The sequence below is a fragment of the Paenibacillus sp. FSL L8-0663 genome (genome assembly GCF_038008125.1).
In the GTDB taxonomy this organism is placed as follows: Bacteria; Bacillota; Bacilli; order Paenibacillales; family Paenibacillaceae; genus Paenibacillus; species Paenibacillus polymyxa_D.
Genome location: NZ_JBBOYM010000001.1, coordinates 3,979,894 through 4,006,013, shown reverse-complemented (window position 1 = coordinate 4,006,013; position 26,120 = coordinate 3,979,894). Strand labels below are relative to the sequence as shown.

28 protein-coding genes are annotated in these 26,120 nt (G+C 45.5%); 23 read left to right on the top strand and 5 right to left on the bottom strand.

Annotation, left to right across the window (positions count from 1 at the left end; all coding sequences use genetic code 11):
• Positions 1 to 17: 17 nt before the first annotated feature.
• From MKY75_RS17600 to MKY75_RS17585, 4 genes are all read right to left on the bottom strand, one after another.
• Positions 18 to 503 carry a DUF5381 family protein gene (locus MKY75_RS17600; protein ID WP_029515531.1) on the bottom strand — a complete coding sequence of 162 codons (486 nt, stop codon included), beginning with the start codon at positions 501 to 503 and terminating at the stop codon, positions 18 to 20.
• A complete protein-coding gene (locus MKY75_RS17595; protein WP_029515530.1) occupies positions 496 to 1,332 on the bottom strand; it encodes a hypothetical protein in 837 nt (278 codons plus the stop codon). The genes MKY75_RS17600 and MKY75_RS17595 overlap by 8 nt, the downstream gene beginning before the upstream one ends.
• Positions 1,333 to 1,367: 35 nt before the next feature.
• Complete coding sequence (locus MKY75_RS17590; RefSeq protein WP_241113381.1) at positions 1,368 to 2,453, bottom strand: WXG100 family type VII secretion target; 1,086 nt, start codon at positions 2,451 to 2,453, stop codon at positions 1,368 to 1,370.
• 265 nt (positions 2,454 to 2,718) lie between these two features.
• Positions 2,719 to 3,468, bottom strand: coding sequence for a hypothetical protein (locus MKY75_RS17585; protein ID WP_029515528.1), 750 nt, complete (start codon positions 3,466 to 3,468; stop codon positions 2,719 to 2,721).
• A 159-nt stretch (positions 3,469 to 3,627) separates the two neighbouring features.
• Between MKY75_RS17585 and MKY75_RS17580 the strand changes: the two genes are divergently transcribed.
• The 5 genes from MKY75_RS17580 to MKY75_RS17560 all read left to right on the top strand — a co-directional run bounded on the left by MKY75_RS17580 (position 3,628) and on the right by MKY75_RS17560 (position 7,241).
• The gene (locus MKY75_RS17580) at positions 3,628 to 4,554 is read left to right on the top strand and encodes a cell division protein ZipA C-terminal FtsZ-binding domain-containing protein (protein WP_340886118.1); all 927 of its coding nucleotides are present in this window, start codon (positions 3,628 to 3,630) and stop codon (positions 4,552 to 4,554) included.
• A gap of 20 nt (positions 4,555 to 4,574) precedes the next feature.
• Complete coding sequence (locus tag MKY75_RS17575) at positions 4,575 to 5,276, top strand: DUF1963 domain-containing protein (protein WP_029515526.1); 702 nt, start codon at positions 4,575 to 4,577, stop codon at positions 5,274 to 5,276.
• Between the two features lie 99 nt (positions 5,277 to 5,375).
• Complete coding sequence (locus MKY75_RS17570; RefSeq protein WP_029515525.1) at positions 5,376 to 5,846, top strand: DUF6097 family protein; 471 nt, start codon at positions 5,376 to 5,378, stop codon at positions 5,844 to 5,846.
• A gap of 52 nt (positions 5,847 to 5,898) precedes the next feature.
• On the top strand, positions 5,899 to 6,378 hold the full coding sequence (locus MKY75_RS17565) for a hypothetical protein (protein WP_029515524.1): 480 nt from the start codon (positions 5,899 to 5,901) through the stop codon (positions 6,376 to 6,378).
• A 65-nt stretch (positions 6,379 to 6,443) separates the two neighbouring features.
• Positions 6,444 to 7,241: a hypothetical protein gene (locus tag MKY75_RS17560; protein WP_029515523.1), complete on the top strand. Its 798-nt coding sequence runs from the start codon at positions 6,444 to 6,446 to the stop codon at positions 7,239 to 7,241.
• A 29-nt stretch (positions 7,242 to 7,270) separates the two neighbouring features.
• Here MKY75_RS17560 and MKY75_RS17555 read toward each other — a convergent pair whose 3' ends face one another.
• Positions 7,271 to 7,693 carry a hemerythrin domain-containing protein gene (locus tag MKY75_RS17555; RefSeq protein ID WP_029515522.1) on the bottom strand — a complete coding sequence of 141 codons (423 nt, stop codon included), beginning with the start codon at positions 7,691 to 7,693 and terminating at the stop codon, positions 7,271 to 7,273.
• Between the two features lie 169 nt (positions 7,694 to 7,862).
• Here MKY75_RS17555 and MKY75_RS17550 point away from each other — a divergent pair, with 169 nt between their 5' ends.
• The 18 genes from MKY75_RS17550 to MKY75_RS17465 all read left to right on the top strand — a co-directional run bounded on the left by MKY75_RS17550 (position 7,863) and on the right by MKY75_RS17465 (position 26,112).
• Entirely contained in the window at positions 7,863 to 8,651 is a 789-nt protein-coding gene (locus tag MKY75_RS17550) for a YwiC-like family protein (protein ID WP_049816889.1), read from the top strand.
• 14 nt (positions 8,652 to 8,665) lie between these two features.
• On the top strand, positions 8,666 to 9,781 hold the full coding sequence (locus tag MKY75_RS17545; protein WP_069010498.1) for a TIGR04053 family radical SAM/SPASM domain-containing protein: 1,116 nt from the start codon (positions 8,666 to 8,668) through the stop codon (positions 9,779 to 9,781).
• Complete coding sequence (gene hemG, locus MKY75_RS17540) at positions 9,765 to 11,186, top strand: protoporphyrinogen oxidase (protein WP_029515519.1); 1,422 nt, start codon at positions 9,765 to 9,767, stop codon at positions 11,184 to 11,186. Before MKY75_RS17545 ends, hemG begins: the two co-directional genes overlap by 17 nt.
• A 109-nt stretch (positions 11,187 to 11,295) precedes the next feature.
• On the top strand, positions 11,296 to 12,015 hold the full coding sequence (gene ric / locus MKY75_RS17535) for an iron-sulfur cluster repair di-iron protein (RefSeq protein ID WP_029515518.1): 720 nt from the start codon (positions 11,296 to 11,298) through the stop codon (positions 12,013 to 12,015).
• A 29-nt stretch (positions 12,016 to 12,044) separates the two neighbouring features.
• Positions 12,045 to 12,899 carry a molybdate ABC transporter substrate-binding protein gene (gene modA, locus MKY75_RS17530; RefSeq protein WP_340886117.1) on the top strand — a complete coding sequence of 285 codons (855 nt, stop codon included), beginning with the start codon at positions 12,045 to 12,047 and terminating at the stop codon, positions 12,897 to 12,899.
• On the top strand, positions 12,896 to 13,573 hold the full coding sequence (gene modB, locus MKY75_RS17525) for a molybdate ABC transporter permease subunit (RefSeq protein ID WP_340886116.1): 678 nt from the start codon (positions 12,896 to 12,898) through the stop codon (positions 13,571 to 13,573). The genes modA and modB overlap by 4 nt, the downstream gene beginning before the upstream one ends.
• Before the next feature lie 197 nt (positions 13,574 to 13,770).
• The gene (locus MKY75_RS17520) at positions 13,771 to 17,445 is read left to right on the top strand and encodes a nitrate reductase subunit alpha (protein ID WP_340886114.1); all 3,675 of its coding nucleotides are present in this window, start codon (positions 13,771 to 13,773) and stop codon (positions 17,443 to 17,445) included.
• Positions 17,435 to 19,012, top strand: coding sequence for a nitrate reductase subunit beta (gene narH / locus MKY75_RS17515; protein ID WP_028542275.1), 1,578 nt, complete (start codon positions 17,435 to 17,437; stop codon positions 19,010 to 19,012). The genes MKY75_RS17520 and narH overlap by 11 nt, the downstream gene beginning before the upstream one ends.
• Positions 19,005 to 19,571, top strand: a complete 567-nt coding sequence (gene narJ, locus MKY75_RS17510) for a nitrate reductase molybdenum cofactor assembly chaperone (RefSeq protein ID WP_029515514.1) — start codon at positions 19,005 to 19,007, stop codon at positions 19,569 to 19,571. Before narH ends, narJ begins: the two co-directional genes overlap by 8 nt.
• Complete coding sequence (narI, locus tag MKY75_RS17505; RefSeq protein ID WP_029515513.1) at positions 19,571 to 20,254, top strand: respiratory nitrate reductase subunit gamma; 684 nt, start codon at positions 19,571 to 19,573, stop codon at positions 20,252 to 20,254. Before narJ ends, narI begins: the two co-directional genes overlap by 1 nt.
• A gap of 45 nt (positions 20,255 to 20,299) precedes the next feature.
• Positions 20,300 to 20,752: a GAF domain-containing protein gene (locus MKY75_RS17500; RefSeq protein ID WP_029515512.1), complete on the top strand. Its 453-nt coding sequence runs from the start codon at positions 20,300 to 20,302 to the stop codon at positions 20,750 to 20,752.
• Positions 20,753 to 21,817 carry a PAS domain-containing sensor histidine kinase gene (locus tag MKY75_RS17495; RefSeq protein WP_029515511.1) on the top strand — a complete coding sequence of 355 codons (1,065 nt, stop codon included), beginning with the start codon at positions 20,753 to 20,755 and terminating at the stop codon, positions 21,815 to 21,817.
• 7 nt (positions 21,818 to 21,824) lie between these two features.
• A complete protein-coding gene (locus MKY75_RS17490) occupies positions 21,825 to 22,472 on the top strand; it encodes a response regulator transcription factor (RefSeq protein WP_023989699.1) in 648 nt (215 codons plus the stop codon).
• 22 nt (positions 22,473 to 22,494) lie between these two features.
• Positions 22,495 to 23,025, top strand: coding sequence for a hemerythrin domain-containing protein (locus MKY75_RS17485; protein WP_029515510.1), 531 nt, complete (start codon positions 22,495 to 22,497; stop codon positions 23,023 to 23,025).
• Positions 23,026 to 23,191: 166 nt separating this feature from the next.
• On the top strand, positions 23,192 to 24,346 hold the full coding sequence (locus tag MKY75_RS17480) for a nitrate/nitrite transporter (RefSeq protein WP_029515509.1): 1,155 nt from the start codon (positions 23,192 to 23,194) through the stop codon (positions 24,344 to 24,346).
• Positions 24,339 to 25,358, top strand: a complete 1,020-nt coding sequence (locus tag MKY75_RS17475; RefSeq protein ID WP_029515508.1) for a ThiF family adenylyltransferase — start codon at positions 24,339 to 24,341, stop codon at positions 25,356 to 25,358. Before MKY75_RS17480 ends, MKY75_RS17475 begins: the two co-directional genes overlap by 8 nt.
• An 84-nt stretch (positions 25,359 to 25,442) precedes the next feature.
• A complete protein-coding gene (locus MKY75_RS17470; protein ID WP_029515507.1) occupies positions 25,443 to 25,886 on the top strand; it encodes a molybdenum cofactor biosynthesis protein MoaE in 444 nt (147 codons plus the stop codon).
• Entirely contained in the window at positions 25,879 to 26,112 is a 234-nt protein-coding gene (locus MKY75_RS17465) for a MoaD/ThiS family protein (protein WP_029515506.1), read from the top strand. The genes MKY75_RS17470 and MKY75_RS17465 overlap by 8 nt, the downstream gene beginning before the upstream one ends.
• Positions 26,113 to 26,120 lie beyond the last annotated feature (8 nt).

The following is a 26,120-nucleotide window of genomic DNA, read 5'->3' as shown; positions in this document are numbered from 1 at the left end:
ATATTCAATGGCACTATTCAGGAACGTTTTTTCTTGGACTTGCCATGCTGGTTAATGAGAGTTCGAAGTTGTTTCCCGGCTTGGTTCAGCTCCATATCGTTCAACACATAGTCGGTGCTGACTTCCCAGGTGCTGTGGTCATTCAGATGAAAAATAAAGGCGGGAAAGCGAGGGCGCAGCCATTTGCGGATGGAGGCCCCTTCGAATTCGACTTTAGTGATTGCAGCCCACGGGACAGTTCGAATACCATCTGAAATGCTGTGCTCGTCAAAGATGAACAGGTAGGTATCCTTTCGAAGCGTTCTGCTCAAACAAACCACGAGATAGCTACCGAAAAAAGGAAGTCCGACAATGGCGGACGTAATAAAGAAGAAGATTTGTAGAGCTGAGATATCTTCGTCGATAAAAATGAGCAGCAGCAAAAACAGACAAATAAGCACAAACATCAAGCTGCCCATGGCTTTCCAAAATGCCAAAGATCTTCGATATACAATTTTATCCACGGAATACCGCCTCGTCGGGAACAAACGCCTGAATGAAATAAGTTATTCGTTCTCTCCAGTCAGCTTCGGTCACACTTTCAATTCGCAGACATGGAGTGGCCTGCATATTCAGTTCTGTATTTCTTACAATCCACACATCATTCTTTCCTTTAAGAACAAATAGCAGATTTGTAACAGAAGGACCATCTTCATCCGTATCCGTGTATACCATTTGGCTCAAATTATCAAGGCTACACTGATTACGATCAAAGTCCTCCCGCCAGTCTTGTATCATTTGTTGAGCCGACTCATGAAGCTTCCACGTTGCCATTTGCTGCATGGTGAAGTTGGATGAGGTTAACTCATTCCACTGTTCTTCGGTCAGATCGACGTATCGGCTGTGCGCATTGAAGTTCGGAGCAGACAGGCCGAACAGTTGATCAATGTCGTGATGCCAGTCTTCTGGAGAAGACCAGCGAAAGAAATGGAGTTCATTGTGACTGGAGAAATGATACAGAAAACGTTCATTTCCATGGTGTATCGTTAACGTATTTTGCTTATCTTGTTGCTCCTTAAAGCCACGTAGCATCTGACGACTTTGTACCAGATGAGCTAAAATTTCAACAATGAACGCATCAAATTCGAGCTGTTGTTGCTCGTCATCCCGTTGTTCCATCAAACCCTTGGATATCATGCTATGCGTTGCGGCATGAAAAAGTAGTTCCCAGCGATCTTCGGTTAGTTCCCCGTAATAAGATTGGAGCAGACCAGAAGCCATATCTTCTGCGCCCAATGCGGTCAAGGCAAAACCTAGCTCCTCAAGCGTTAAAATTACCGTTTGTTTGTCCATAGTCAGGCTCCTTCTCCATCTGTTAGGTGTGTATATTATTTAAATAATTTGCTGGCCCAGCGTATCCCTTTTTCCGCAAATTTGGCGACTTTTCCGCCTGCCCAGCTTCCCACTGTACCGCCGACGTATGCCCCGACGGCTGCGCCGACCGGACCACCGATAGCACCGCCTATGGACCCCAAAACGACAGCGCCGCCATAAGTTGCGGCGGTTTTAATCGCTACGTTAGAGGCAGATACAGCTACATCCGTTCCGGTAAGCTTCCCGCTTTTCCATTTTCCAGCCAGACTGATGCCCTCGCCCACAATATTCATGGTGGCATTAATAGGGTAGAGCTTTTTGGCAATCATACCGGGAATTTGGCGGGTGGCTATGCCGTAACGTCCTTTTTCCACCCCGGCGATGACGTTCCGTGTCCACTGAGGAAAGCTGTTGGCTTTGTTGAATCCGAGGCCGAGCTTACCCATTTGAAGCTTTCCAGCTAATCGATCAAAGCCCTTTAACCCCTTCATCACAATACCGGGTTTGGCGAATTGGCGGTTTAGGCTTTTGCCCAAATTACGCATAAAAGCATTGTTCCCCTTGCCTTTCACCCATGCCGCATTATGTATAACCGCTCGAGTGGGATTCTTCAGACTTTTCTTGAATTCTACTGTTTTGGTGAGCACAAGTGTGGAAGCCAGACCGCTATAGATCGCTGTTCCGGCAAATCCTAGTTGCCCGCGCCATTTGTTGGCCTCTGACAGGCTGTTAATGGCTATATCTGCTGGATCGGGTCCTTTTTTCCCGGAAGTTGCCCCTTCGCTGTTGCTGATCTGTCCGCTGTGATCTCCTTTGGTAATCCCCGTGTCTGCTTGGGTATCTGTTTCCTTAAATTTTACTGCAATGGAACGCAGCTCTGTGCTGACAGAACTGACAGTTTGAGTGAAAGCATCCATTTGTCCACGCGCTTTATGAAAATCCTGATAAAAGCGCTGCTGTGTTGTTCCTGCCCAGCTATTTTCCAACATCTGAATATGCTGTGACAGTTGTCCGCAAATTTGTGCCCCCAGCTCACGTGCCTGTGCGAACTGCCTGGAAACCGCTTCTAGTTTCTCAGGAGGAACCATAATTTTAGCCATGATGTCCACCTCGGATGATTAAAATAATTACTTATATTTTAGTGAATCCAGTGGGGGTTAGCAAAAAAAGGAGGGGGTTTTAGTGAAAAATAAGTCATTTGTATGAGTTCATGAGGGTGCATAAGGGAGAATAGTAGGAGGTGTATGATCCGAAGTTCTTATAGTCATTCATAACGAAACGAAAAAAGCCACTCTTTTCAAATGGAGCTTTCCATTAGAAAGAGAGGCCTTCTTGCGTAGAGACTAATACATATTTCGCGTCGGTTTAATTACTTAACGGAATCTGCTTGGACAGCTTTTCAAACTGCTGCAAGTGAGGAGTGACCTTGGCAGTAATACCTTTGAGATACTTAATGGACGCTTGTCTTTGGCGTTCTTTGGTAGCAGTCTCTTCAGGGAACATGGAGTATTCTTTTTGGACAGAGCCATTTTTATAATTTACGGAGAAGAGGTCTCCTTTTTGCCACCTTTGGACCAGATCTTGATTACTGTGTAAGATATTTATTATTTCATTGCTATTTTTATAAGTGAAGCTGTAGTCTGGATCGGCCACAGCGTGGATCACTTGGTAGCCGTTCTGTAATCCATTGTTCTGAAAAGTACCTACCTGGATCTCGTTCGAACGTACGGTTTCATCCATTTGCGTCACTTTTTCAGTCTGCGTACCCTTGCCGTTCATCGTGTCATTGCTCCAAGTTCCGTTGTATACGACTTTATGATTCTGTCCATCTGCATCCGTGTATTGATTTGTATATTTTCCGGTACCTGATCGCTTGCCATTCACAAAATCACCCGAATACTGCTTATATTCGCTCCATTTGATCGTACCACGTCCGTTAGGCTGCCCATTCTCGACCTCTCCATAGTAAGTAGTCTGACCGGATAGCTGGAGCAATTCCTTGGTTGCAGCCGCATTCGCCGCAGGTGTACTTACAGACAGCGCTCCAGATATCAGCGATGCGGACACCATAATAGGCAGTGATAGAGCCTTCCCTTTTTGCCAAAGTTTTTGCATCATGAGTTCTCCCCTTTCGAAGCTTTGAATTTCTAAAAGTTAAGTTCAACAACCCAGCACCGTTTTTATACTATTTTGTGCTTGGTGATTTATAGTTTAATATATATTGAGAATTATAGGAAACTGTAAAGTGAAAACAGCTAGTTAGGAGAGAGATTCATGAATTTACCCGAACATGGGAGTGAGGATGTATCGAGCATCCTTGCCGTGGAGTTGGAACATGAGCCTGTCAAGACCATAAAAGGAATCCATCAAGTGGAGCCTGATGCTAATATCTATTGGCTGATTGATGTGGAATTTAGTGGTTTTACGTTGTCAGATGAGGATATTTTGCAATTGCTCAAAGGATATATCGTGTATGGGCATGTTCATGATTTACAGGTGTGGACTAGTGTGGGGCGCAGACCAGCAGGCGAATGCCATTTTGATAAAATTTGTGTTTGTATAGATATATTCGATAATGTAGAGATGCAGGTTTGTTTGGATGAAGCCAAGGTTGCAGACTTTATGAACACACTGCCAGCGCGTTTTCAGGAGAAGGGAACTGTTCATGTGCTTCCTCGAGAGGATGCTGCCCATGCACGTGCAAAAGCGGAAAAACTTAAAGCATTTACAGATCAGGAAGGTGAAAGGGAACACGCTGTCATGCTTAGGCTTGTAGCGGATCAAGGCCAATCTTACCGTGGAGCGGATATCTGGGATGTCATGCTGAGTCTCGGAATGGAGTGGGGAGATATGGACATTTTCCATGCGCACCATCACGGGACGGGAGGTTATGATGAACTATTTAGCGTACATACGGGAACCGAGCCTGGCTTTTTTTGGTTGAGTACACTCGCAGAGGATCGCTTTGCAGATTTAATTTTTAGTATGGATGGGGTGCGAACCGCGCAGCCGCAAACGGTGTTTGAGGTGATGTGGAAAAGTGCCGAATATGCACGCACCAGACTCGGTGGGACATTAGTGAATGAACAGGGTCTGCCAGCTGTGCCGGAAGATTATCTACATCAGATTCAAGAGATGGAAGATCGAATAAGAGAGTTTGGATTTAAAGCAGGCGAGGATGTTGTTCTGTTTCTATTCTAGATTAGAAAGGAGTGATTTCGTTGTCCAGCAACGCTATTGAGAAGCTAAGAACGATTCTAAAACGTAAAGCTACGATTTTTCATACAGGGGGTCGTAGACCGTCGGATTCCCTTGAACAAAGCTGGATTGGTAGAGTTACAGTGGCTTTGCCAACAGAGGAACGACCCATTGATGTACAGGGGAATGCTATGGCTCCGATCATGCAATTGTATTTGCCGGCCTTGCCCTTTGTCCCTGAAGCTATGCGTAGCATCAAGCTGTTGACAGTCTTCCTGTCTCCCGATGTACTGGATCATGAGGACATGGAAGGGTATATGTGTATTCGTGAGTATACGTCGGTAGAGGATTTGGTCGAAAAAGATTTTGGTCCGTCATTTATGCAAATCAAAGCATTTCCGCTGTTCCCTGAACTCAAAGAGAATGATTATCCGGTCTGGGACGGTGATGACATCCCTGAGGAATACGGCGATGCCCTTAACCAAATGGACGAGGAGGAACCCGACTATTTTGAGGACATCGTAGAGGAAATATATGCGGTTCACAAAATCGGTGGCTATCCCAGCTTTATTCAATCGGGCATTGACTTTGGCGAGGGCTATGAATTTGTATTTCAGATTGCTTCGGATGCCAAAGCCCAATTGAATATTGTGGATGGAGGCAGCTTTTATTTTGCCAAGCATCAGAATGACGGAGTCTGGCGGGGTTACTTTGATTTTTACTAATAGGCTCATTTAGAGAGCAGTCTGGAACCGATCGTTTTGTAGAGCATGGCAACCCTATATACTCGTAAGTTAGATACTATTGAAGTGGAGTGAAAAGATATGAATGTTTTAGGTCAGCTGGGATCTGCTATCCAGAGTAGTTTATTTATTCAATCCGAACTGAAGAAAGCTCATGCATTTATTCAGGAGCACGATCTGCCTGTAGAGCAGGTAGAACATGATTTTCACAAGCAGATCATCGTGCTGGAGCAATATGCGGGAACTCGCGTTTTTCAGCGAGGGCTTGCCAAATACAAAGTAATCAATGCAATGCTTATGATTATATCAGTGATCATATTGCTGGCAGCAGGCATCGTTGCAGCAATGGAATATTTACAACCCGAACGACATTTGCTGCAAGTGCTGGCGAATGCCATGTTTGACTATTGGGTTCCCTCTATTACTTTGCTCAGTGTTGTATTCGTGGGTGTGATCGTTCTCGCCATCGTTAGAACTGTTTATGCCAAACAATTACATACGAGGGTGCTAGATCGGGCCTGGCAGGCCATTTTCAATCATGTGGACAAATAAGGGCAGAGAGCAACTGTAGGAGATTGGCATAATAGCTGAAGGAGTGGCAGCAATGAATGACTGGGAATCGGGAATCATTCAGGTCGATGGTGAGCGTGCGATTTACTCATATTTAACGGAAGATCAGTTGTTAGAGGCCGATTGGTATTCTAAATATTTTCATTCTGTAAGAAAGCTAGGAAATGAGTATATCTGGTATCATTTCGATCAGGTTTCTTTGCTGCGTCGGCATTTTTTTGTGTCTGTATGCTTTAAGGATACAAGCCTAGTTGTCGCGGAGATTTCGCTCCAGGGCAATGAATTTCCAACTTCGTGGGATAATTGGTCTGAAGAAGGGGAGAGAAAGCGGCAAAGGGAGCATGATCGTTTGTTACAGCAACATTTGTCCGTAAAGCCAAGCTATCGTCAAACAAAGCCTTACCCCTATATGGAATATAAACTGAACTGGGGGAAAATCTCTTCTTATTTTGACCCCCGGTCGGGAAATACGGCCATTGCCTTTAAGTATAAAATGAATAGTGATCTTACATAAAATACACGACAACCCTGCGCTTTGTGCTGGAGGTGAGGGTGTTGGATGAGTAAGGGAGATATGTTGTGGATAAAAAGGCGAAAAAAATACTGATGAACACATTCTGGTCCTCTAGCGGCTGGAAGCAGGAGCGGGGATCTTTTTCGGGTGAGGATTTTGAATATGCCAAAAGTAAGGGCTTGATGTTCGATCCGATCACCATTACACATAACGAGATTATAAACAGGCTGCATGAGCTGCACCAGCAAAAGGCTACAAAAGAACGAGTGGCAGCAGCATTTTTGCATAGTCTTTCCACGAAAAAGGTTCATTTACGAAGCGCCTTATCGAGCTGGGCATTAACCGCAGGGCTTCCTTTGCACACCTATGGGGAGCGGCCTGTCGTCCTGCCCAATTACAGTAGCTGTGGGGATTGTAATTTTAATAAAATGATGTCCGATAAGGAATACGTCAATAAAGATTTGAATGTACTAAATTTTGAACGAATCAAATGGGGCGGTATTCGTCTGAACTACCTTCTGTATTGCTGGATGGACCTTGAATTGTTCAGTCAAGAAGAGGATGTTCAGGTTTCCGATGAGGATCTAGCTATACTCCATAACATGCTCGAAGCTGTTCAGAACTGTGATGCTCAAAGCAGTGCACGTCAATTGGAAAAGCGCTGGAAGGATGTGTTTCCATCCAGCAAAAACGAGCGTGATGTTGTCATGGAGGTGTGGGGATATGCCGGACTGCTGGTCCCACAGGACACGCCTCGTAAACGACAGCACGGCAATCATGATTTTTATTCCGTAGCAGCCTGGCAAGGAGATGACGGATACTCACAAGAGGCGTTGGACTATTTCTTTGGTACGTTTTTATAGAGAATGTGAATCGTCATGCCACATCTTGATTATGACGGTTGCTCAAACAATAAACGTTCTTCTTCCCGACTATGAATGGCATTGACAACCAGAAGCGCGTGGAACTGTTGAAGAACTTCAGGCGTAAGCCCTTCTTCACGGATCCCGGCTTTGAGCTCTTTTACAATGATTCGGAGCAAATCATGATCTCGTGTAAGTTTGACGACAGCCTCCTGCAGTTCTGGTTTTTTCTCGACCATCTCCTGATAGAATCCTTCCTCTTCTGCATCAGCATGGCTGAGAATGCGGGTTTCCCAATATTCGATCAAGTGGTCGGCAGCCTGGCGCGCCACCTGGAATTCTTTTGCTTCGAGTAATTCCTCTACTTCTCTCGTCTTATCTAGAGCGCCAGATAGCCCGCCTTGATGAATGGCATGATGAGCATGCAGTTGACGTAAAGAAGGTCCTCCCATAACAGTTCATCCTTTCTTTGTTCCCTTTTTTAGTACAGTATAGCATAAGAAAATAGCGTTATTTTTCCGGTTAGGATTTTCCCCTCTAAGGAAAAGGGAACTCCCTAATTGGTTCAATTTCATATAATACTTAGAATGAAGTTAGAAGATAAAACTCAATCTTGGGGGAATGGATGATGAATCGATTAACCGAAATAACAGACATAAAAAAGATTGTGAAAAAAGGATCAAGGGTTTGAGGGGGATGAGCAGATACATACCCAATCAACATGGAGCCTGGGCTATGCTCATTCTTCCATTTTTATTCGGTTTAGCTGCTTCTCGAGGGGATCTCATTCATATACCCCTATTTGTGTGCTGGTTTTTTATCTACTTATTCAGTTTTCCTGTCCTCCAATGGATCAAAACAGGCAGCAGTGAAAGATACCGCAAACCCGCCGTTGTATACGGAGTGATATTACTTCCTTTGTTAATTTCACTGATATGGTTTGAGCCTGCCTTGATCTGGTATGGAGTTCTTTTATTGCTCTTTTTTATGGCTAATATTTATTTTGCGAGAACGAAAAATGAACGTGCTTTACTCAATGACATTGTTGCAATTCTACTCTTTTGTTCTTTTATATATCCCGTTATTTATATGGGGGGAGGAGAGGATTGGAGGGTAGCAACAGAGCTATTCTTGCTTTTGGTGCTTTACTTTATCGGAACTGCTTTGTATGTCAAAACGATCATTCGTGAAAGAAAAAATATACGTTACCATTATGCTTCCGTTATCTATCATGTGGTGATTTTGTTGTTTGCCATTTGGTTAAAGTTATTTCTGTTTGTTCCTTTTTTAATTTTTTTGATAAGAGCCATATGGCTTCCTAAACTCGGATTAAAGGCAAAACAAGTTGGCATGGCGGAAATTGGATTTTCAATGATGCTCTATGTTTTTGTGTTGTTTTTATATTTCTAAAAGGAGAGACATCAATGATATCTTTAAAAACGCCGCGTGATTATCATACTGACCCGTTTATAGTCATCTGGGAGGTTACACGAGCTTGTGCTTTAAAGTGCCTTCACTGTAGAGCGGAAGCTCAGTACAAACCTGATCCTCGCCAACTGACACTAGAAGAAGGTAAGAAGCTAATAGATCAAATCGCTGAAATGAATCATCCGTTGCTTGTATTCACAGGCGGAGATCCTTTAATGCGTCCTGATCTGTTTGAACTGGCTCAATATGCAATTGAAGAGAAAAATCTGTCGGTTTCAATGACCCCCAGTGCCACTCCTAAAGTGACACGAACAGCGGTAGAAAAAGCAAAGCAAGTTGGATTATCGCGGTGGGCATTTAGTCTGGACGGTTCATGTGCCGAGATTCACGATCATTTTCGGGGTACAGCGGGTTCTTACGATACGACCATGCGAGGAATTGGTTATTTAAAGGAACTGAACATCCCTATTCAAGTGAACACTACGGTATCCCGGTACAATCTTCATGATCTGGAGCAAATTGCAGAAAGAGTAAAGGAAATGCAGGCCGTGTTATGGAGTTTATTTTTCCTTGTTCCAACTGGACGTGGCATGGAGAAAGATATGATTACTCCTGATGAGCATGAAGCCGTAATGAAATGGTTGTATCAAATACAGCAACAGATGCCGTACGGAGTGAAGGCTACAGAAGCTCCTCACTACCGGAGGGTCGTGCTGCAGCAAAAGCACAGCGCAGGTGAGAACAGTGTAGCAGACGGACAAAAGAGGGCAGATGTTTTAGGACGTGCTCCTAAAGGCGTAAATGACGGAGATGGATTTGTTTTTATTAGTCATATCGGCGAAGTATACCCGAGTGGTTTCCTGCCTCTTATGTGCGGGAATGTACGAAAGGATAGCTTGGCAGATATTTATCGCAACTCTCCGATCATGATGAATCTTAGAGATAAGTCCCTACTTAAAGGTAAATGTGGAGTCTGTGAATTCAAGGCTGTCTGTGGGGGCTCCAGAGCAAGGGCTTTTGCAATAACAGGAGACTATTTGGAGAGTGACCCTTATTGCGCTTATATACCCGGGGTTGGAGAGGAAAAGTGTTTTCATGAAGAAAAGTTCTAAAAAAGTCGTTATTCTCGGTGGAGGAATAAGCGGTTTAAGTGCTGCCTTTTATGTGAAAAAGCTGGCTGAGGATCGGCAACTTGAAGTGGAGATTACACTGGTGGAGAAAAGTGAACGTCTAGGAGGAAAGCTGCAAACCGTTCGCCAAAACGATTTTATGATCGAAAAAGGACCGGATGCTTTCTTGGCCAGAAAGACGGCAATATTGGATTTGACTATGGAGTTGGGGCTGGAAGCAGATCTGGTATCGACAAACCCGAAAGCCAAATCTGCTAGCATTTTGCATAAGGGCAAACTTCATACGATGCCGATGGGCTTCATTCTGGGCATTCCAACAAAGCTCACTCCCTTCATTCGGACAGGACTTATTTCTCCGCTGGGAAAAGCACGGGCAGCCCTGGATTTAATCATTCCGGCAAAGAAAGGTGATGCAGACGAATCTCTAGGTGATTTTATCAAACGGCGTCTCGGCAAAGAAGTTCTGGACCAGATTACGGAACCTCTGCTGTCTGGAATTTACGCTGGGGATACACATTCCCTGAGCCTCATGTCAACCTTCCCTCAATTTAAACTAATGGAACAAAAGCATGGAAGTCTGATTAAGGGTATGTCTAAAGGGGCGGGGAGAAAGCCAGCAGTACAAGACAACCTGCCGGATATCGCTAAGAAAAGTATGTTTCTTTCTTATCGGCTAGGATTATCTTCGATCGTGGAGCGGCTAAAGGAAAGGCTGGATACCGTACGTTTTGTTATGGGGCAAGGTGTAGTTGAAGTAAGGAAAGAAAGCGGTTATCAGGTCATTTTAGAACATGGACAAAAAATAGATGCGGATGCGGTGATTTGCGCTGTTCCAGCTTTTGAAGCGGCTACATTATTCTCCGGCGTTGCAAGCGCTAGCTGGTTACACAAGATTCACTATGTTTCCGTAGCCAATATTGCTCTTGCTTATAAAAACACAGATCTTAATCTTAATTTTGAGGGAACGGGATTTTTAGTACCCCGCAAAGAAGGCAAAAAGATTACGGCATGTACTTGGTCTTCGACGAAGTGGAGCCATACTGCTCCTGAAGGATATACGCTTTTACGGACCTACATTGGACATGCAGGTGCACAGGAGTGGATTCAGATGACAGACGATCAACTTGTGGATGCCGCGCGTAAAGATTTGAAAGATTTAATGGGCCTGGAAGCGGAACCGGAATTCACCGAAGTCAGTAGGTGTGATCGATCAATGCCGCAATATCCGATTGGACACAAAGAGCATATGGCGAAGATCAGACAGGACTTCGCACAGGATTTACCGGGTGTTTTTCTATGTGGTGCCGGCTATGGGGGCGTTGGAATTCCAGATTGCATCGCTCAAGGGAAAGAAGCGGCTGAACAGTTGCTTTCTGATTTTTTATAATCAGGCTCTTTCCACGAATGAAAGAGGGAACCCCCTGATTGGTTCAGCTTTAAGGGAGACGTAGAATGAAAGTTAAGTATAAAATCGAAGTAAGATGGAGGAATGGAAGATGAGCCAGTTAACGGAAGAAACATGGGTGGCGGACATTGTGAAAGCAGTACCCAAAACGGGAGATCTGTTCCGCAAACTGAGGATTGATTTCTGCTGTGGAGGGAAAATATCGCTCCGTGAAGCAGCAGCCAATCAAGGTCTCCACGCTGGTGAACTGCTGACGCAGATACATGAAGTGGAAGAAAAGCAGGCACAGCATAAGCAAATGCAACCTCCTTCACTCGAACCCAAAGAACTAATCGCCTATATTCAAAATGAGTATCATACGAAGCTTCGGGAAGAACTATCGGCGTTAACGCCGTATGTAACCAAACTAACGCGGGTTCATGGCGAACGTTATCCGCATCTAAAGCGAGTTAACGAACTGTTCACCTTGCTTAAACAGGAAATATCAGAACATATTCAATATGAGGAGGACCTTGTGTTTCCGATGATTGAAGCATTTTTACAAGAATCAACAATGGAACGAGCAGATGAGTTAAATCCAATTTTGTCCAAGTTGCAAAACGAACATCAAACGGTGGTGGAATTCCTGAAGGAAATGCGCTTGATCACAAATGGCTTTGAGCCGATGCAGGAAGCTTGTGGTACGCACCGACTCGTATTGAAGCGGTTAGAAGACCTGGAAGCAGATATTTTTAATCATATTCTTCTTGAAAATTGTACATTGATCGAACGTACGAAACAGGCACAGCTAATAGCGAAACCCATTAATTAATGATGAACTAACATGAGGAGCCGAACCAATTGCATAAATTAATTAAAAGTAGCACTGTTTTCGTTTTGGTTATTTCCATCATTTTATTACTTTCAGGGTGCGGTGCGGGGCAACAATCAGCTTCAAATGGTAGCAGCACGGCCCAGAACAACGAGGTCTCCAGCCAGGATTCTTCGAAAAAGGCTGAAACTGTTGAGCTTACCATATCCGCAGCTGCAAGTTTAACGGATGCGCTCAAAGAAATTCAGCATTCATACGAATCAACCCATACAGGCACCAAATTGAATTTTAACTTCGGCGGCTCTGGTGCGCTGGAAAAACAAATTGAGCAAGGAGCGCCGTCGGATTTGTTCCTGTCCGCTTCGAAGAAAAACTTGAAGTCTCTCGTAGATCAACAGTTAATAGAGAGTAATAAACAAAAAACATGGCTGACGAATGAATTGGTCGCGGTTATCCCAGCAGATGGGACGATGGACATTGCGAGTGTAACCGATTTAACAAAAAGAGAAGTGAAGAAAGTTGCGATCGGAATTCCTGAAAGTGTTCCTGCAGGCAACTACGCACAGGAAGCGCTGACGAAAGCGAAGCTTTGGGACACGTTACAGAGCAAGCTGGTTCAAGCGAAAGACGTTAGACAAGTGCTGCAATATGTGGAAACTGGGAATGCTGATGTCGGATTTGTATATAAAACAGATGCGTTGACTTCACAAAAGGCAAAAATCGCCTTTGAGGTGGATCCCAAAACCTATTCACCTGTTGACTATCCAATCGGGATTATCAAAGGTTCAAAGCACATTCAAGAAGCCGAAGACTTTTATGCATACCTACAATCACAAGAATCTCTGAATATTATGGCTAAGTATGGATTTACCATACCGAAGTGAGCATGCAAGATATAGATTGGAATGAATATTGGCCTCCTATCCGCTTATCGTTGCAGGTTGCACTGTTATCCAGCGTTCTAGTAATCATATTAGGCTTGCTTGTGGCATGGTCCATGTCACGGTTAGGTTTATATAAAGGGAAAACGGTTGTTGAAACTGTGCTTATGCTGCCCTTGGTACTCCCACCGACGGTTGTTGGTTTTTTACTACTAATATTACTAGGACGAAAAAGCGGGTTCGGACGTTTTGTGGAGCAATGGTTTGGAGAACCTATTATATTCTCGTGGTGGGCTGGGGTTATAGCAGCGGTGGTAGTGGCTTTTCCTCTTGTCTATCGGACACTGAAAATGGGATTGTCTTCTGTTGACCAGGACTTGGAAAACGCGGGACGTTCGATGGGTGCAAGTGAATGGCAGGTTTTCCGGTATATCACCTTTCCTTTAATTTTCCCTTCTTTTAAAGCTGCCTTTATACTCGGTTTTGCCCGCGGTCTGGGCGAATTTGGTGCTACGTTGATGATTGCCGGAAATATTCCGGGTAAAACACAAACGATTCCGACGGCCATTTATATTGCGGTGGATTCTGGGCATCTTCCTATGGCCTGGGCCTGGACGTGCTCTATCATACTCATTTCTTTTATCATGCTCCTGTTAACGGGCCAAAAGAACAATTAATCTCTTCATATAAGCTTCCTTTAGCAGAGGGAGGCTTTTTTGTATCTTTCGATAGAACGAGGGATTTCCTGTAGCGCTATAGGACATTCCCTAATGGGAACAGCGATGAATGAATTACATAATGAGAGTAAGCGAATGAACCTTCCCATGGAACTTGCGTTGGGATGATTTATTCTAAAAAGGAGTGTTGGTCATCGATGAAAAAAAAATACAACCTCAACTTTTTTAAACCGATCGAAAGCTATTCGGGAAATTGGTCAATCCTTGAGGAAAAAAATAGAGAATGGGAAAACGTGTACCGACAGCGTTGGTCTCACGACAAAGTGGTTCGGACGACTCACGGAGTGAACTGCACCGGTTCCTGTAGTTGGAAGGTTTTTGTGAAAAACGGCATCATTACCTGGGAAAATCAACAGATCGATTATCCTTCCTGCGGTGTAGATATGCCAGAATTTGAACCGCGAGGATGCCCGCGTGGCGCTACATTTTCCTGGTATGAATACAGTCCATTACGTGTGAAATACCCTTATATGCGCGGTAAGCTGTTGCGGCTTTGGCAGGCTGCCATCCAGGAACATGCCAATCCGGTGGAAGCATGGGCAAGCATTGTGGAAGATCCGGAGAAAGCCAAGCTCTACAAAGCAGCTCGCGGAAAAGGCGGTCATGTCCGTGTCGCTTGGGACGATGTCCTGCGTCTGATCTCGGCGCAACTCATCTATACCATTCGTAAGTATGGTCCTGACCGGATCGCGGGCTTTACGCCAATACCGGCGATGTCAATGATAAGCTACGCTTCAGGAGCCAGATTCATTTCGCTTCTTGGTGGACAGATGTTGAGTTTCTATGACTGGTATGCCGACCTTCCGCCTTCATCTCCTCAAATTTGGGGTGAGCAGACGGATGTACCGGAATCTTCTGATTGGTACAATGCGGGTTACCTGATCATGTGGGGATCGAATGTACCACTTACCCGGACGCCAGACGCTCATTTTATGACGGAAGTACGTTATAAGGGGACAAAAGTTGTATCAGTGGCTCCCGACTTGGCGGAGAATGTGAAGTTCGCTGACAACTGGCTTGCACCACATCCGGGTACAGATGCTGCTGTAGCCCAGGCTATGACACATGTTATTCTGGATGAGTTTTACAAAGAGCGCCAAGAACCGATGTTTATTAACTATGCCAAACAATATACAGATATGCCGTTTATGATTCTGCTTGATCCGCACGAGGGAGCCTGGAAAGGTGGACGTTTCCTACGGGCGAGTGACCTTGGAGATGCTTCGCAGCATGCGGACTGGAAGCCAGTCATATATGACGAAGCAGCGGGGGAAATGCTGGTTCCGAACGGTACGATGGGACAGCGCTGGGAGCAGGATAAGAAATGGAACCTGATTCTGGAGCGGGAAGACGGAACAAAGGTTGAGCCCGCACTCACTGTGGAAGGTCATGGCGAGCAATGGGAAGAAATCGTATTCCCTTATTTTGATAACGCAGGTAATGGAACGTTCAAACGTGTAATTCCAGTCAAAAAAGTACGCTTGGCAGATGGCTCGGAACGTTACGTAGCAACCGTGTACGATTTGATGATGAGCCAGTACGGTGTCGCACGCAATGACAGCTCTCATAACGCCAAGAATTATTACGACGAAGCTTCGCATTATACCCCTGCCTGGCAGGAGAAGATCACAGGTGTGAAGGCGTCTGTTGTGGTACAGATTGCTCGGGAATTTGCCCAAAATGCTATCGATACCAAAGGGCGCTCCATGATTATTATGGGTGCGGGTATCAACCACTGGTTCAATAGTGACACCATCTATCGGTCCATCTTGAACCTTGTCGTGTTGACGGCTTCCCAAGGTGTAAACGGGGGAGGCTGGGCGCATTATGTGGGTCAAGAAAAGCTCCGCCCAATCGAAGGCTGGTCAACGATTGCCTTTGCAAAAGACTGGCAAGGGGCGGCTCGACAGCAAAATGCTACATCGTTTTTCTACTTTGCAACAGAGCAGTGGCGTTACGAAGAAAGTGGAACAGACACCTTGAAGTCACCGACTGGCGGGGATGTCAGTTACAGACATCCAGCAGACTACAACGTGCTCGCAGCGCGTCTGGGTTGGCTGCCTTCTTATCCACAGTTTAATAAAAATAGTCTGTTGTTCGCCGAAGAGGCAGCGCAATTAGGCAAAAAGTCCAACGAGGAAATCATTAATCATTCTGTGGAAGAGATTAAATCACGTAAGACACGCTTCGCTGTAGAAGATCCTGGGGCAGCCGAGAACTTCCCGCGTTCACTCTTTGTTTGGCGATCCAATCTGATTTCCAGTTCGGCGAAGGGGCAAGAGTATTTCATGAAGCATTTACTCGGAGCATCTGATGCCCTGCTTGCCCGGCCGAACGAGGAGCAGAAACCGGAGGAAATCGTCTGGAGAGAAGATGTAGAAGGAAAGCTTGATCTGATGGTTGCACTTGATTTCCGGATGACGACAACCCCATTGTATGCGGATATCGTGCTTCCGGCGGCAACCTGGTACGAGAAAACGGATTTGTCGTCCACCGATATGCATCCTTTCGTACACCCGTTTAATCCGGCCGTTAATCCACTGTGGGAATCCCGTGCGGACTGGGATATTTACCGCCAGCTTTCCGAAGTCTTTTCTGATATGGCGAAAGAGTACCTGCCAGGTATATATAAAGACCTTGTGACCGTGCCGCTTGCACACGACAGTGTGGGTGAAATTTCACAGCCGATGGGTCTTGTAAAGGATTGGACGAAGGGTGAGATTGAAGCGACCCCGGGTAAAACCATGCCGAATTTCAGCATCATCGAACGTGACTATACTAAAATTCACGATAAATTTATCTCACTCGGTCCGAATTTGACTACTGGGAAAGCAGGTGCGCATGGCGTCAGCTTCTCCGTAGCAGAAGAATATGAGGAAATGAAAAAGTTGAACGGAGTTTATTACGATGAGTCCATTAAAGACGGACTGCCAAAAATCCAGACAGCTCGCCAAGTGGCCAATGCAATTCTTCATCTTTCATCCGCGACTAATGGACGGGTATCGCAAAAGGCTTATGAGCAGGCAGAAGAGCTTCACGGTGTTGAACTTAAAGACATCTCGGCTGATCGGGCAGCGGAAAGAATCACTTTCCAAAGTATCACGGCACAGCCTCGGGAAGTTATACCGACACCAGTATTCACTGGATCGAACAAGAAGGGACGCCGCTATTCACCATTTACAACGAATATTGAACGTCTCGTTCCGTTTCGTACTTTGACGGGAAGACAGCATTTCTATATTGATCATGAGATTTTCCAACAATTTGGAGAATCATTGCCGATCTACAAACCGACGTTGCCACCGATGGTGTTCGGTCCTCGGGATCGGGAAATAAAAGGCGGACAAGATTCACTCGTGCTTCGCTATCTGACACCGCACGGTAAATGGAATATTCACTCCACCTACCAGGATAACCAGCACATGCTTACGCTGTTTCGTGGAGGTCCTACCGTATGGATCAACAATGAAGACGCAGAGGCGCACGATCTTGCTGACAATGACTGGGTAGAGGTATACAACCGTAATGGCGTCGTAACCGCCCGGGCCGTTGTCAGCCATCGGATGCCAAGAGGGACTATGTTCATGTACCATGCTCAGGATAAGCACATTCAAGTGCCAGGCTCTGAAATCACGGATACACGCGGCGGTAGTCATAACGCACCAACAAGAATTCATCTCAAACCAACCCAGATGGTCGGTGGATATGCTCAGCTTAGTTATGGATTCAACTATTATGGTCCAATCGGCAACCAGCGTGATGTGTACGTTGCGGTACGTAAAATGAAGGAGGTTAACTGGCTTGAAGATTAAAGCTCAAATTGCCATGGTCATGAACCTGGATAAATGTATTGGCTGCCATACGTGCAGCGTGACATGTAAAACAACCTGGACGAACCGCAAAGGTGCGGAATATATGTGGTTTAACAATGTGGAAACCAAACCCGGTATCGGTTATCCGAAGCGCTGGGAAGACCAGGAATTGTATAAAGGCGGCTGGCAGCTCCGCAAAGGGAAATTGGAACTGAAGTCAGGCAACAAGCTGTCCAAAATAGCACTGGGTAAGATTTTTTACAATCCAGATATGCCGGAAATGAAAGATTATTATGAGCCCTGGACTTACAATTACGAACAACTGACCAACGCTGGTGAACAGAAGCATTCACCTGTGGCACGCGCGCACTCTGCGGTAACGGGTGAAAAAATGGATTTGGAGTGGGGTCCAAACTGGGAAGATGACCTGGCGGGTGCGCATGTAACCGGTCCGCTTGATCCAAATATTCAGAAAATCGAAGAAGAGATTAAATTTAACTTTGAGAAGTCGTTCATGGTTTATCTCCCACGGCTTTGCGAACATTGTTTAAATCCGAGCTGTGTCGCGTCCTGTCCTTCAGGTGCTATGTACAAACGGGACGAGGACGGAATTGTGCTCGTGGATCAGGAAGCATGTCGCGGCTGGCGGTATTGCATGACGGGCTGTCCATACAAAAAAGTGTACTTTAACTGGCAGACGAACAAAGCGGAAAAATGTACCTTCTGTTTCCCACGTGTGGAAGCAGGCCTGCCGACAGTCTGCTCCGAGACATGTACAGGACGAATTCGCTACCTCGGTGTTATGCTGTATGACGCGGATCGGGTGCTTGAGGCCGCTTCTACGCAGGACGAGAAAGAGCTTTATAAGGCGCAGTGTGACCTGTTCATGGATCCTAGTGATCCGGCAGTGATCGCTCAAGCGAGAAAAGACGGCATCTCGGAGGACTGGATTGAAGCAGCGCAGAACTCGCCGGTCTACAAGCTTGCCATTGAGCACAAGCTGGCATTCCCGCTTCATCCGGAATATCGTACATTACCTATGGTCTGGTATGTTCCACCACTTAGCCCGATCATGAATTACTTTGAAGGGAAAGACTCGATTGAGAATCCCGATATGATTTTTCCGGCTATCGAAGAAATGCGTACCCCTATTCAGTACCTTGCCAATATGCTGACGGCGGGCGACACCCAAACCGTGAAGGAATCCTTGCAAAGAATGGCTATGATGCGCTCCTATATGCGTGCTCAATCCACAGGACAATCTTTTGATGAAAGCCGTCTTGAGCGCATTGGCATGACACCTCGGCAGACTGAGCAGATGTATCGGCTTCTGGCGATTGCCAAGTATGAGGATCGTTTCGTCATTCCAACGTCGCATAAAGAAGGATATTCGAATCCGTACCGGGCTCAAGGATCTGCGGGTTACGGCGATACCATGGGAAATATGGGTTCAGGATCTGGATGTGACGGCTGTAGTATGGCAAGTTCAATGGGGATGGAAGAGCCTTTGAAAACGGGAAAAGAAATGTATGAAGAAAACTTCTACGGGGGTATTTGGCGTGATTAATGTAGCGAAGCTGTATGAATGCAAGCCATCATTCGGGTTTTTCGCCCAACAACTCATGTACCCGGAAAAGCTGGATTTTCATCCGGCTTTTCTGGAAGCATCGTTTGATCCAAACCATCCGGCATATACGTATGCGAACACCTACTGGTCCCTTATGCAAGAGTTCAGTATGGAAGAGATTCAGGAAATGTATACAGAAACCTTTGATTTTCAAAAAAATTGTGCACTATATATGACTTACTTCAAATTCGAAGATGCAAAAGAACGGGGACAAATGTTGGTCAAGTTAAAGGTGCTATACGAGATGTATGGTCTTGAAATGCCAGATGGTGAGCTGCCAGATTACCTTCCGCTCATGTGTGAATTTCTGTATGCCGCCGAATGGTCGCAAGATCCGAAGACGACAGAAAACTTCCGTATGCCAATCGCGATCCTGGAAGACGGCACATATCATTTACTTAAAGCGCTGGAGAAAATGGAAAGCCCGTATTTTCATCTGGTCAAGGGACTGCGCGAAACGCTTAAAGCTTGCGTAGAACAGGAGGCAGCTGCGCAATGATGATGCTAGAGCAGTTTTTATGGGTTATTTTCCCTTATATGTGTGTGGTTGTCTTTATTGTAGGGCATATTTTCCGCTACAGAAATGATCAGTTCAATTGGACAGCGAAATCAAGTGAGTTTATTGAAAAGAAACAATTGATGATCGGAAGTCTCTTATTCCACCTGGGTATTATCCCGGTTATTATGGGTCATGTATCCGGTCTGGGCATACCCAAAACCTGGATGCATGCACTGGGTGTAAACGATCATCTATATCATATTGGAGCAGTTTATATTGGTGGAATATTTGGAGCGATGACGTTCCTCGGTATGTTGATTCTTACCTCTCGTCGATTTACAATACGCAATGTGCGCCATTTAAGTACGGCGTCTGATTTGATAGTAAACGTATTGCTTTTGGCCATTGTATGCATGGGGATGTTTGCGACTCTCGTAACGAATGCGGTACAGCCAGAATTCGATTATCGAGAGACGATCTCAATCTGGTTCCGCGGTTTATTCGTATTCCGTGTCGACCCGACACTGATGAGAGACGTACCGATGTCCTTCAAGCTTCATATTCTTATGGCCTTTGCGATTTTTGCATTCTGGCCGTTTACCCGGCTTGTACATGTGTGGAGTGTTCCGTTGAATTATGTGCGCAGAAGTTATATCCTTTACAGAAGACATAAATCGAATTAGGAAAGCGGGCTCTGCCTTCTTTCCTAATTCTATTAGGAGAGAGCGATGAATAATAGGATGGATTATCAAAGGGAGCTTGAGCGAATACGCGAACATTTCGGTTATGATTTCATGGCGCTTGCTCTGGTTGAACCGGCCGAATATCAATACGTAATTAAATGGAAAAATGCAGCCGGTAATTTAAATGATCGCTTTAAGCGAATTGTACTGCAATCCGGAAAGGGCATAGCAGGAGTCGTGTTCAAAACTGGGAAATCCGTTTTCATTCCATCTGTTCATCAATATGTGGGGGCAGACAACCTGTTTAACTACCCGATCGTTCAATCCGAGAAACTCAAGAGTCTCGGGGCTGTTCCCCTATGGAATGATGCTCGCGTCGCGGGCGTACTGCTTGGTGGATTTCGGGAAGAACTGCTGATGACCGCAGCCATGATGCGTGATTTGGAAGCTTTGGCGCATAGGGGATTTGGAGAGTTGAACGGGAAGGAAGTGATGTAATTGACATTATCTGTAGGGACTGGCTCTTTGAATGCGCTAATGGTGAAGTTGTTTGAGAACAGTACAGAAGCCATTTTCTTTTTTGATGGGCAAGGGAACACCCTAGCTATGAACCCGGCAGCGGAGGAGATTGTGAGCGATGACGTCCTCATTCAACTCTATGAAGGGAAGGAAAAAGCTTTGTGTGGAACATGCAGGGGCTATACAAGCGAAACGGAGCCCCGTACCTGCCTTGATTGTTATTTCAATATGCCAGAATCCAAGGATTTCGCTTCTTTTCAGGTATATCTGGAAACAAAGAGCAACGGAATGATCCCCTATGCCGCTTCTTTTCACACCATTGATTCTGAACATGGAACAAGGGTGTTGATGTTGAGGGACTTGACTCCGCAATTTCAGACGCAGGAAAAATTGTATCAAAACAAAATGATGAAGCATGTCATTGAAGCGCAGGAAAATGAGCGTAAACGGCTTTCCAGGGAACTGCACGACAGCGTCGCCCAGGAATTGATGAGTGCGGTTGTTGAGCTGCGGGTGTTAAAATACATGACGAATGATGAACAGCTCATCAAAAACATGAAGCAGACTGAAGCATCCATGACGCGATTGCTGGATGATATCCGCAACCTGTCTGTGGAACTACGCCCCGCCACACTTGATGATTTTGGGCTTGAAGCGGCATTTCGTTCCCACTTTAAGAGGGTTGAACAAAGCTTTGGTCTTGTCGTTGAATTTGTGTCGGATCTTCCCCAAAAGCGATACGGAAGTGAAAAGGAAACGGTCATTTACCGTGTCTGCCAAGAGGCTGTTCTCAATGCCTTAAAATATGCACAGGTAGACATGGTTAAAGTTTCTTTGACTGAGCACGATCATACGCTTCGTTTGACTGTAGAGGACGATGGAATTGGCTTTGAAAAGGGGAGCCAGCCTATTGGAACGGGATTAGGTTTATATGGCATGCAGGAGCGAGCAGAGCTGGTAGGCGGAAGTTTTGGCGTCCTATCAAATGTGGGTCAGGGAACCAAAGTCTTTTTGCAAATTCCGATTGGCCAAGAGGAGGAATAGAGACTTGATCAAAATTGTGTTAGCGGATGACCATGCTATTGTACGAAGCGGATTTTCCATGATTTTGAACTTCCAATCGGATATGGAGGTTGTCGGAACGGCTGCGGATGGCATTGAAGCGTATACGATGGTAGCTAAATATCGTCCGGATATTCTAATCATGGACCTCAGCATGCCCCCAGGCGAAAGTGGATTGATCGCCACAGGCAAGATTAAAGAAGACCACCCTGATACTAAAATTCTGATTTTGACCATGCATGACGATGAAGAATATCTTTTTCATATTTTAAAGAATGGTGCTTCAGGATACGTTTTGAAAAATGCTCCAGATGAGGAGCTATTACTTGCCATACGAACCATTCATGGGGGTGGGACTTATATCCATCCTAAAATGGCTACTTCTCTCGTTCGTGAGTTCATCAAAAAAGATACAACGTCACAATCAGAAGATCCTTATGAGATCCTGTCCAAGCGGGAACTGGAGATTCTGCCTCTGGTCGCAAAAGGTTACGGTAACAAGGAAGTTGCGGAAAAGCTGTTCATCTCTGTCAAGACGGTGGAAGCAAATAAAGCGAAGATCATGGAAAAATTGAATTTAAGAAGCCGGCCTGAACTGGTCCAATATGCATTAAAGAAAAAAATGCTGGATTTTTAGCCGATGAATGGAGGAAATCCGCGTGCTGGAAAATGAGAAACTGCGCTTTTCCAAACCTGCCATGCGTATTCTTGAAAATGAGCATCGATATCTAACATATCTGATGGATGAATGGCATGCCATTGTATTGTGGTTTGAGCAGCACAGAATACTAGATTTGGAAGAAGGCCGCAAGCAACTGGAAAAACTGAGAATGCAGATTCTCGACTTTAGGGTACCCCTCAAGAAACATACCGAAAAGGAAGAAGAACACTTCTTTTCTATGCTAGGAACCTACATTGGTTTTGAGCAGGGACCGCTCGTCGGTATACAGGAGGAGCACCGTGAAATAGAGGGCTATATCGATCATTTTCTTCATCAGACGGAGGGCGATTTGAGTTTGCTCACGCTTGATGACATTCAAGAGGCAGCCAAGAACGCGGGAGAGGCCTTTGAAGTGCTGACTGTACATTTTATAAAAGAAGAAACTGTACTTTTTCCTATGGCAGAGCAACAGATCAATCGGAATGATCTAACCAAGTTATGTGACAAATTAAATACACTTATCTCTTAAAAAGACCAAGCCGCTTCCTATAGAAGCGGCTTTTTTATATTTTCAGGGAGTCCCCTGTCGGGTAAAGGGGAGTCCCCTATATTCGAACAGATCGGCTAGCGGCTACAATGGGGACAGAAATTCAATTTAATAATTCGACAGAAAAAACGTTGAAAAGGTGAGTTAAATGATTAGAAAAATGCAGTTACCGTTACAAACATTGAACTTGATTCTTGGATTCATGGTATGGGTTATCATTTCTTCGCTTATGCCGTTCATTACGGAGGATATTGCTATTCCGCCCGGAAAATTGGCCATGGTCACGGCGATTCCGGTCGTGCTTGGTTCGATTCTGCGCATCCCGCTTGGTTATTATGCCAACATCTTCGGAGCAAGAATCGTTTTTCTCGTTAGCTTTATTTTGCTTTTGTTTCCCGTCTACTATATCAGTGAAGCTTCTACGATGACGGATTTAATTATTGGTGGCTTGTTCCTTGGGATTGGAGGAGCTGTGTTCTCGGTTGGGGTGACTTCGCTGCCGAAGTATTATCCAAAGGAAAAGCATGGGTTTGTAAATGGAATGTATGGTATAGGAAACTTGGGAACAGCCGTCACTACCTTCTCGGCCCCTATTGTGGCTACCCAAATCGGCTGGGCCCCTACAGTGAAGCTGTATCTCATTCTGCTGCTTGTTTTTATCGTTTTGAATTTCTTCTTTGGGGATCGTCATGAAGCTAAAGTGAAGACGCCCATTATGGAGCAGATCAAAGGGGTTTATAAAAATGAGAAGCTTTGGTTTTTCTCGCTCTTTTATTTTATTACATTTGGCTCATTTGTAGCGTTCACGGTGTACTTGCCGAATTTCCTGGTATCAAATTTTGAACTGACCAAAGTGGATGCAGGGATGCGTACAGCAGGCTTTATTGCGATTGCTACTTTCTTCCGCCCTATCGGTGGCTGGCTGGCGGATCGGTTTCAGCCTCTGTTCCTGCTGGTAGGCACGTTCTCTGTTTATACGGTCGCTGCGATTCTTTTGGCTTTTTCACCAGGGATCACCCTTTATACAGTAGGCTGCTTGGCGATCGCTGTATGTGCTGGAGTAGGGAATGGCGTCATCTTCAAGCTAGTTCCATTTTATTTTAATAAACAAGCAGGTATAGTTAACGGAATTGTATCCATGATGGGCGGTCTCGGTGGCTTTTTCCCTCCGATCTTGTTGTCGACGATTCATGCCGCTACTGGCCATTACTCCATTGGATTCATGCTGCTCTCCCAAGTGGCGCTGGCTAGCCTGATCCTCGTCATATGGCTGTATTATCAAGGGACACAATCTAATGAATGAGCGTTATTCCAGACAGATCTTATTTAGACCCATTGGTGGCGAAGGGCAGCGTAATCTATCCGCTGCTGTCGTCACCATTATCGGTTGCGGGGCACTGGGTTCTGCCATCGCCGAAACACTGGTAAGAGCGGGCGTTGGGGAGCTCCATCTTGTTGACAGGGATTACGTAGAGATGTCGAATCTGCAACGTCAGCAGCTGTTCACGGAGCAGGACGCCGCGGAAATGCAGCCCAAGGTTATGGCAGCCGAAAAAAGGCTGAAAGCCATACGAGAAGACGTGCGCTTGCACACATATCTCGATAATTTAGATGCTGAGCTTGTTCTAGAACTTGCCAGCAAGAGTATATTACTGATGGATGCTACGGACAATTTCGAAACTCGTCTGCTGATCAACGATGCTGCACTGAAGGCAGGAATTCCATGGATTTATGGAGCCTGTGTTGGAAGCACAGGCGTTGTTTTTCCATTCGTGCCGGGCGAGTCAGCTTGTTTACGCTGCCTTCTGCCATCGCTGCCTGCGATCAATCAGACCTGCGATACGGCTGGAATCATCTCACCCGCAGTCCAGGTGACAGCCGCCCTCCAATGTGCAGAAGCCATGAAGTGGCTGAGCGGCGGACGTGATAAGATGCGTCGCAAGGTTCATCTATTTGATTTATGGGAGAACACGCAGATGGACATAGGGATTTCCCGCATCCGTAACCAAGATTGTCCAACCTGTGGAGAACATCCTACGTTTCCTGCACTGACAGCATCACGTCGCTCGGCGTATGCTGCTCTGTGCGGACGGAACGTTGTACAGGTTCTTCCAGACCCACAACGTCCGATCACGCTCGATGATGCAGAAAAAATGGGCAGGCTTATAGCAGATCGTGTAAAAAGAACCCCTTATTTCGTTGAATTTTATGCTTTTAAGCATCGAATGATTTTATTCAAAAACGGAAGGCTTCTCATACACGGTGTACGGAGTGTTGCCAACGGTCAAAAACTATATCATCAGCTGTTCGGTTAAATGAGATATAGATACAAAAAGCAGAAATATTTAAAGAGTCTGTCACCGGAGAGTGGATTGTCCGGGGGCTGGAAGGTGGAAAAGATGAGTGTATTTGAAATCGTGACGGAGCCCATTATCCCGCAGGCTTATGCGGATTATGTCCTAAGGCCGGAAGCAGGAGCGGTGACTATTTTTACAGGGCACGTACGAGAATGGACTCAAGGCGTACGGACCTTATACCTTGCTTATGAGGCCTATGTCCCCATGGCCCAAAAAAAACTCACAGAGATTGGTCGCGAAATCGAACAGAAATGGGAAGGGACGCGAGTGGCAATCGCGCACCGCATTGGCGAGCTTCAAATCGGTGATATCGCCGTTGTCATTGCCGTTTCTTCACCTCACCGTTCGGATGCGTATAAGGCAAATGAATACGCGATCGAACGAATTAAAGAAATAGTTCCTATTTGGAAACGAGAGATTTGGGAAGATGGAACGCAGTGGGTCGGAGATCAAAAGAAAAAGCCGGGGGAGATCAGTCATGATTAAGCTGTACTACTTTGCGGGACTCCGTGAGGTGACGGGAAAAACAGAAGAATTGGCAGATTTGGCGGGCCAAACGGTAGGCGATTTATCCAATTGGATAACAGATCAATATCCAGATATGCCGATCGAGTCTGTGCGAATTGCGATAAACGAGGAGTATGCGTTGTCTACGGATGTATTACAGGATGGAGACATTGCAGCCTTCATTCCCCCAGTCAGCGGTGGCTAATAATAACG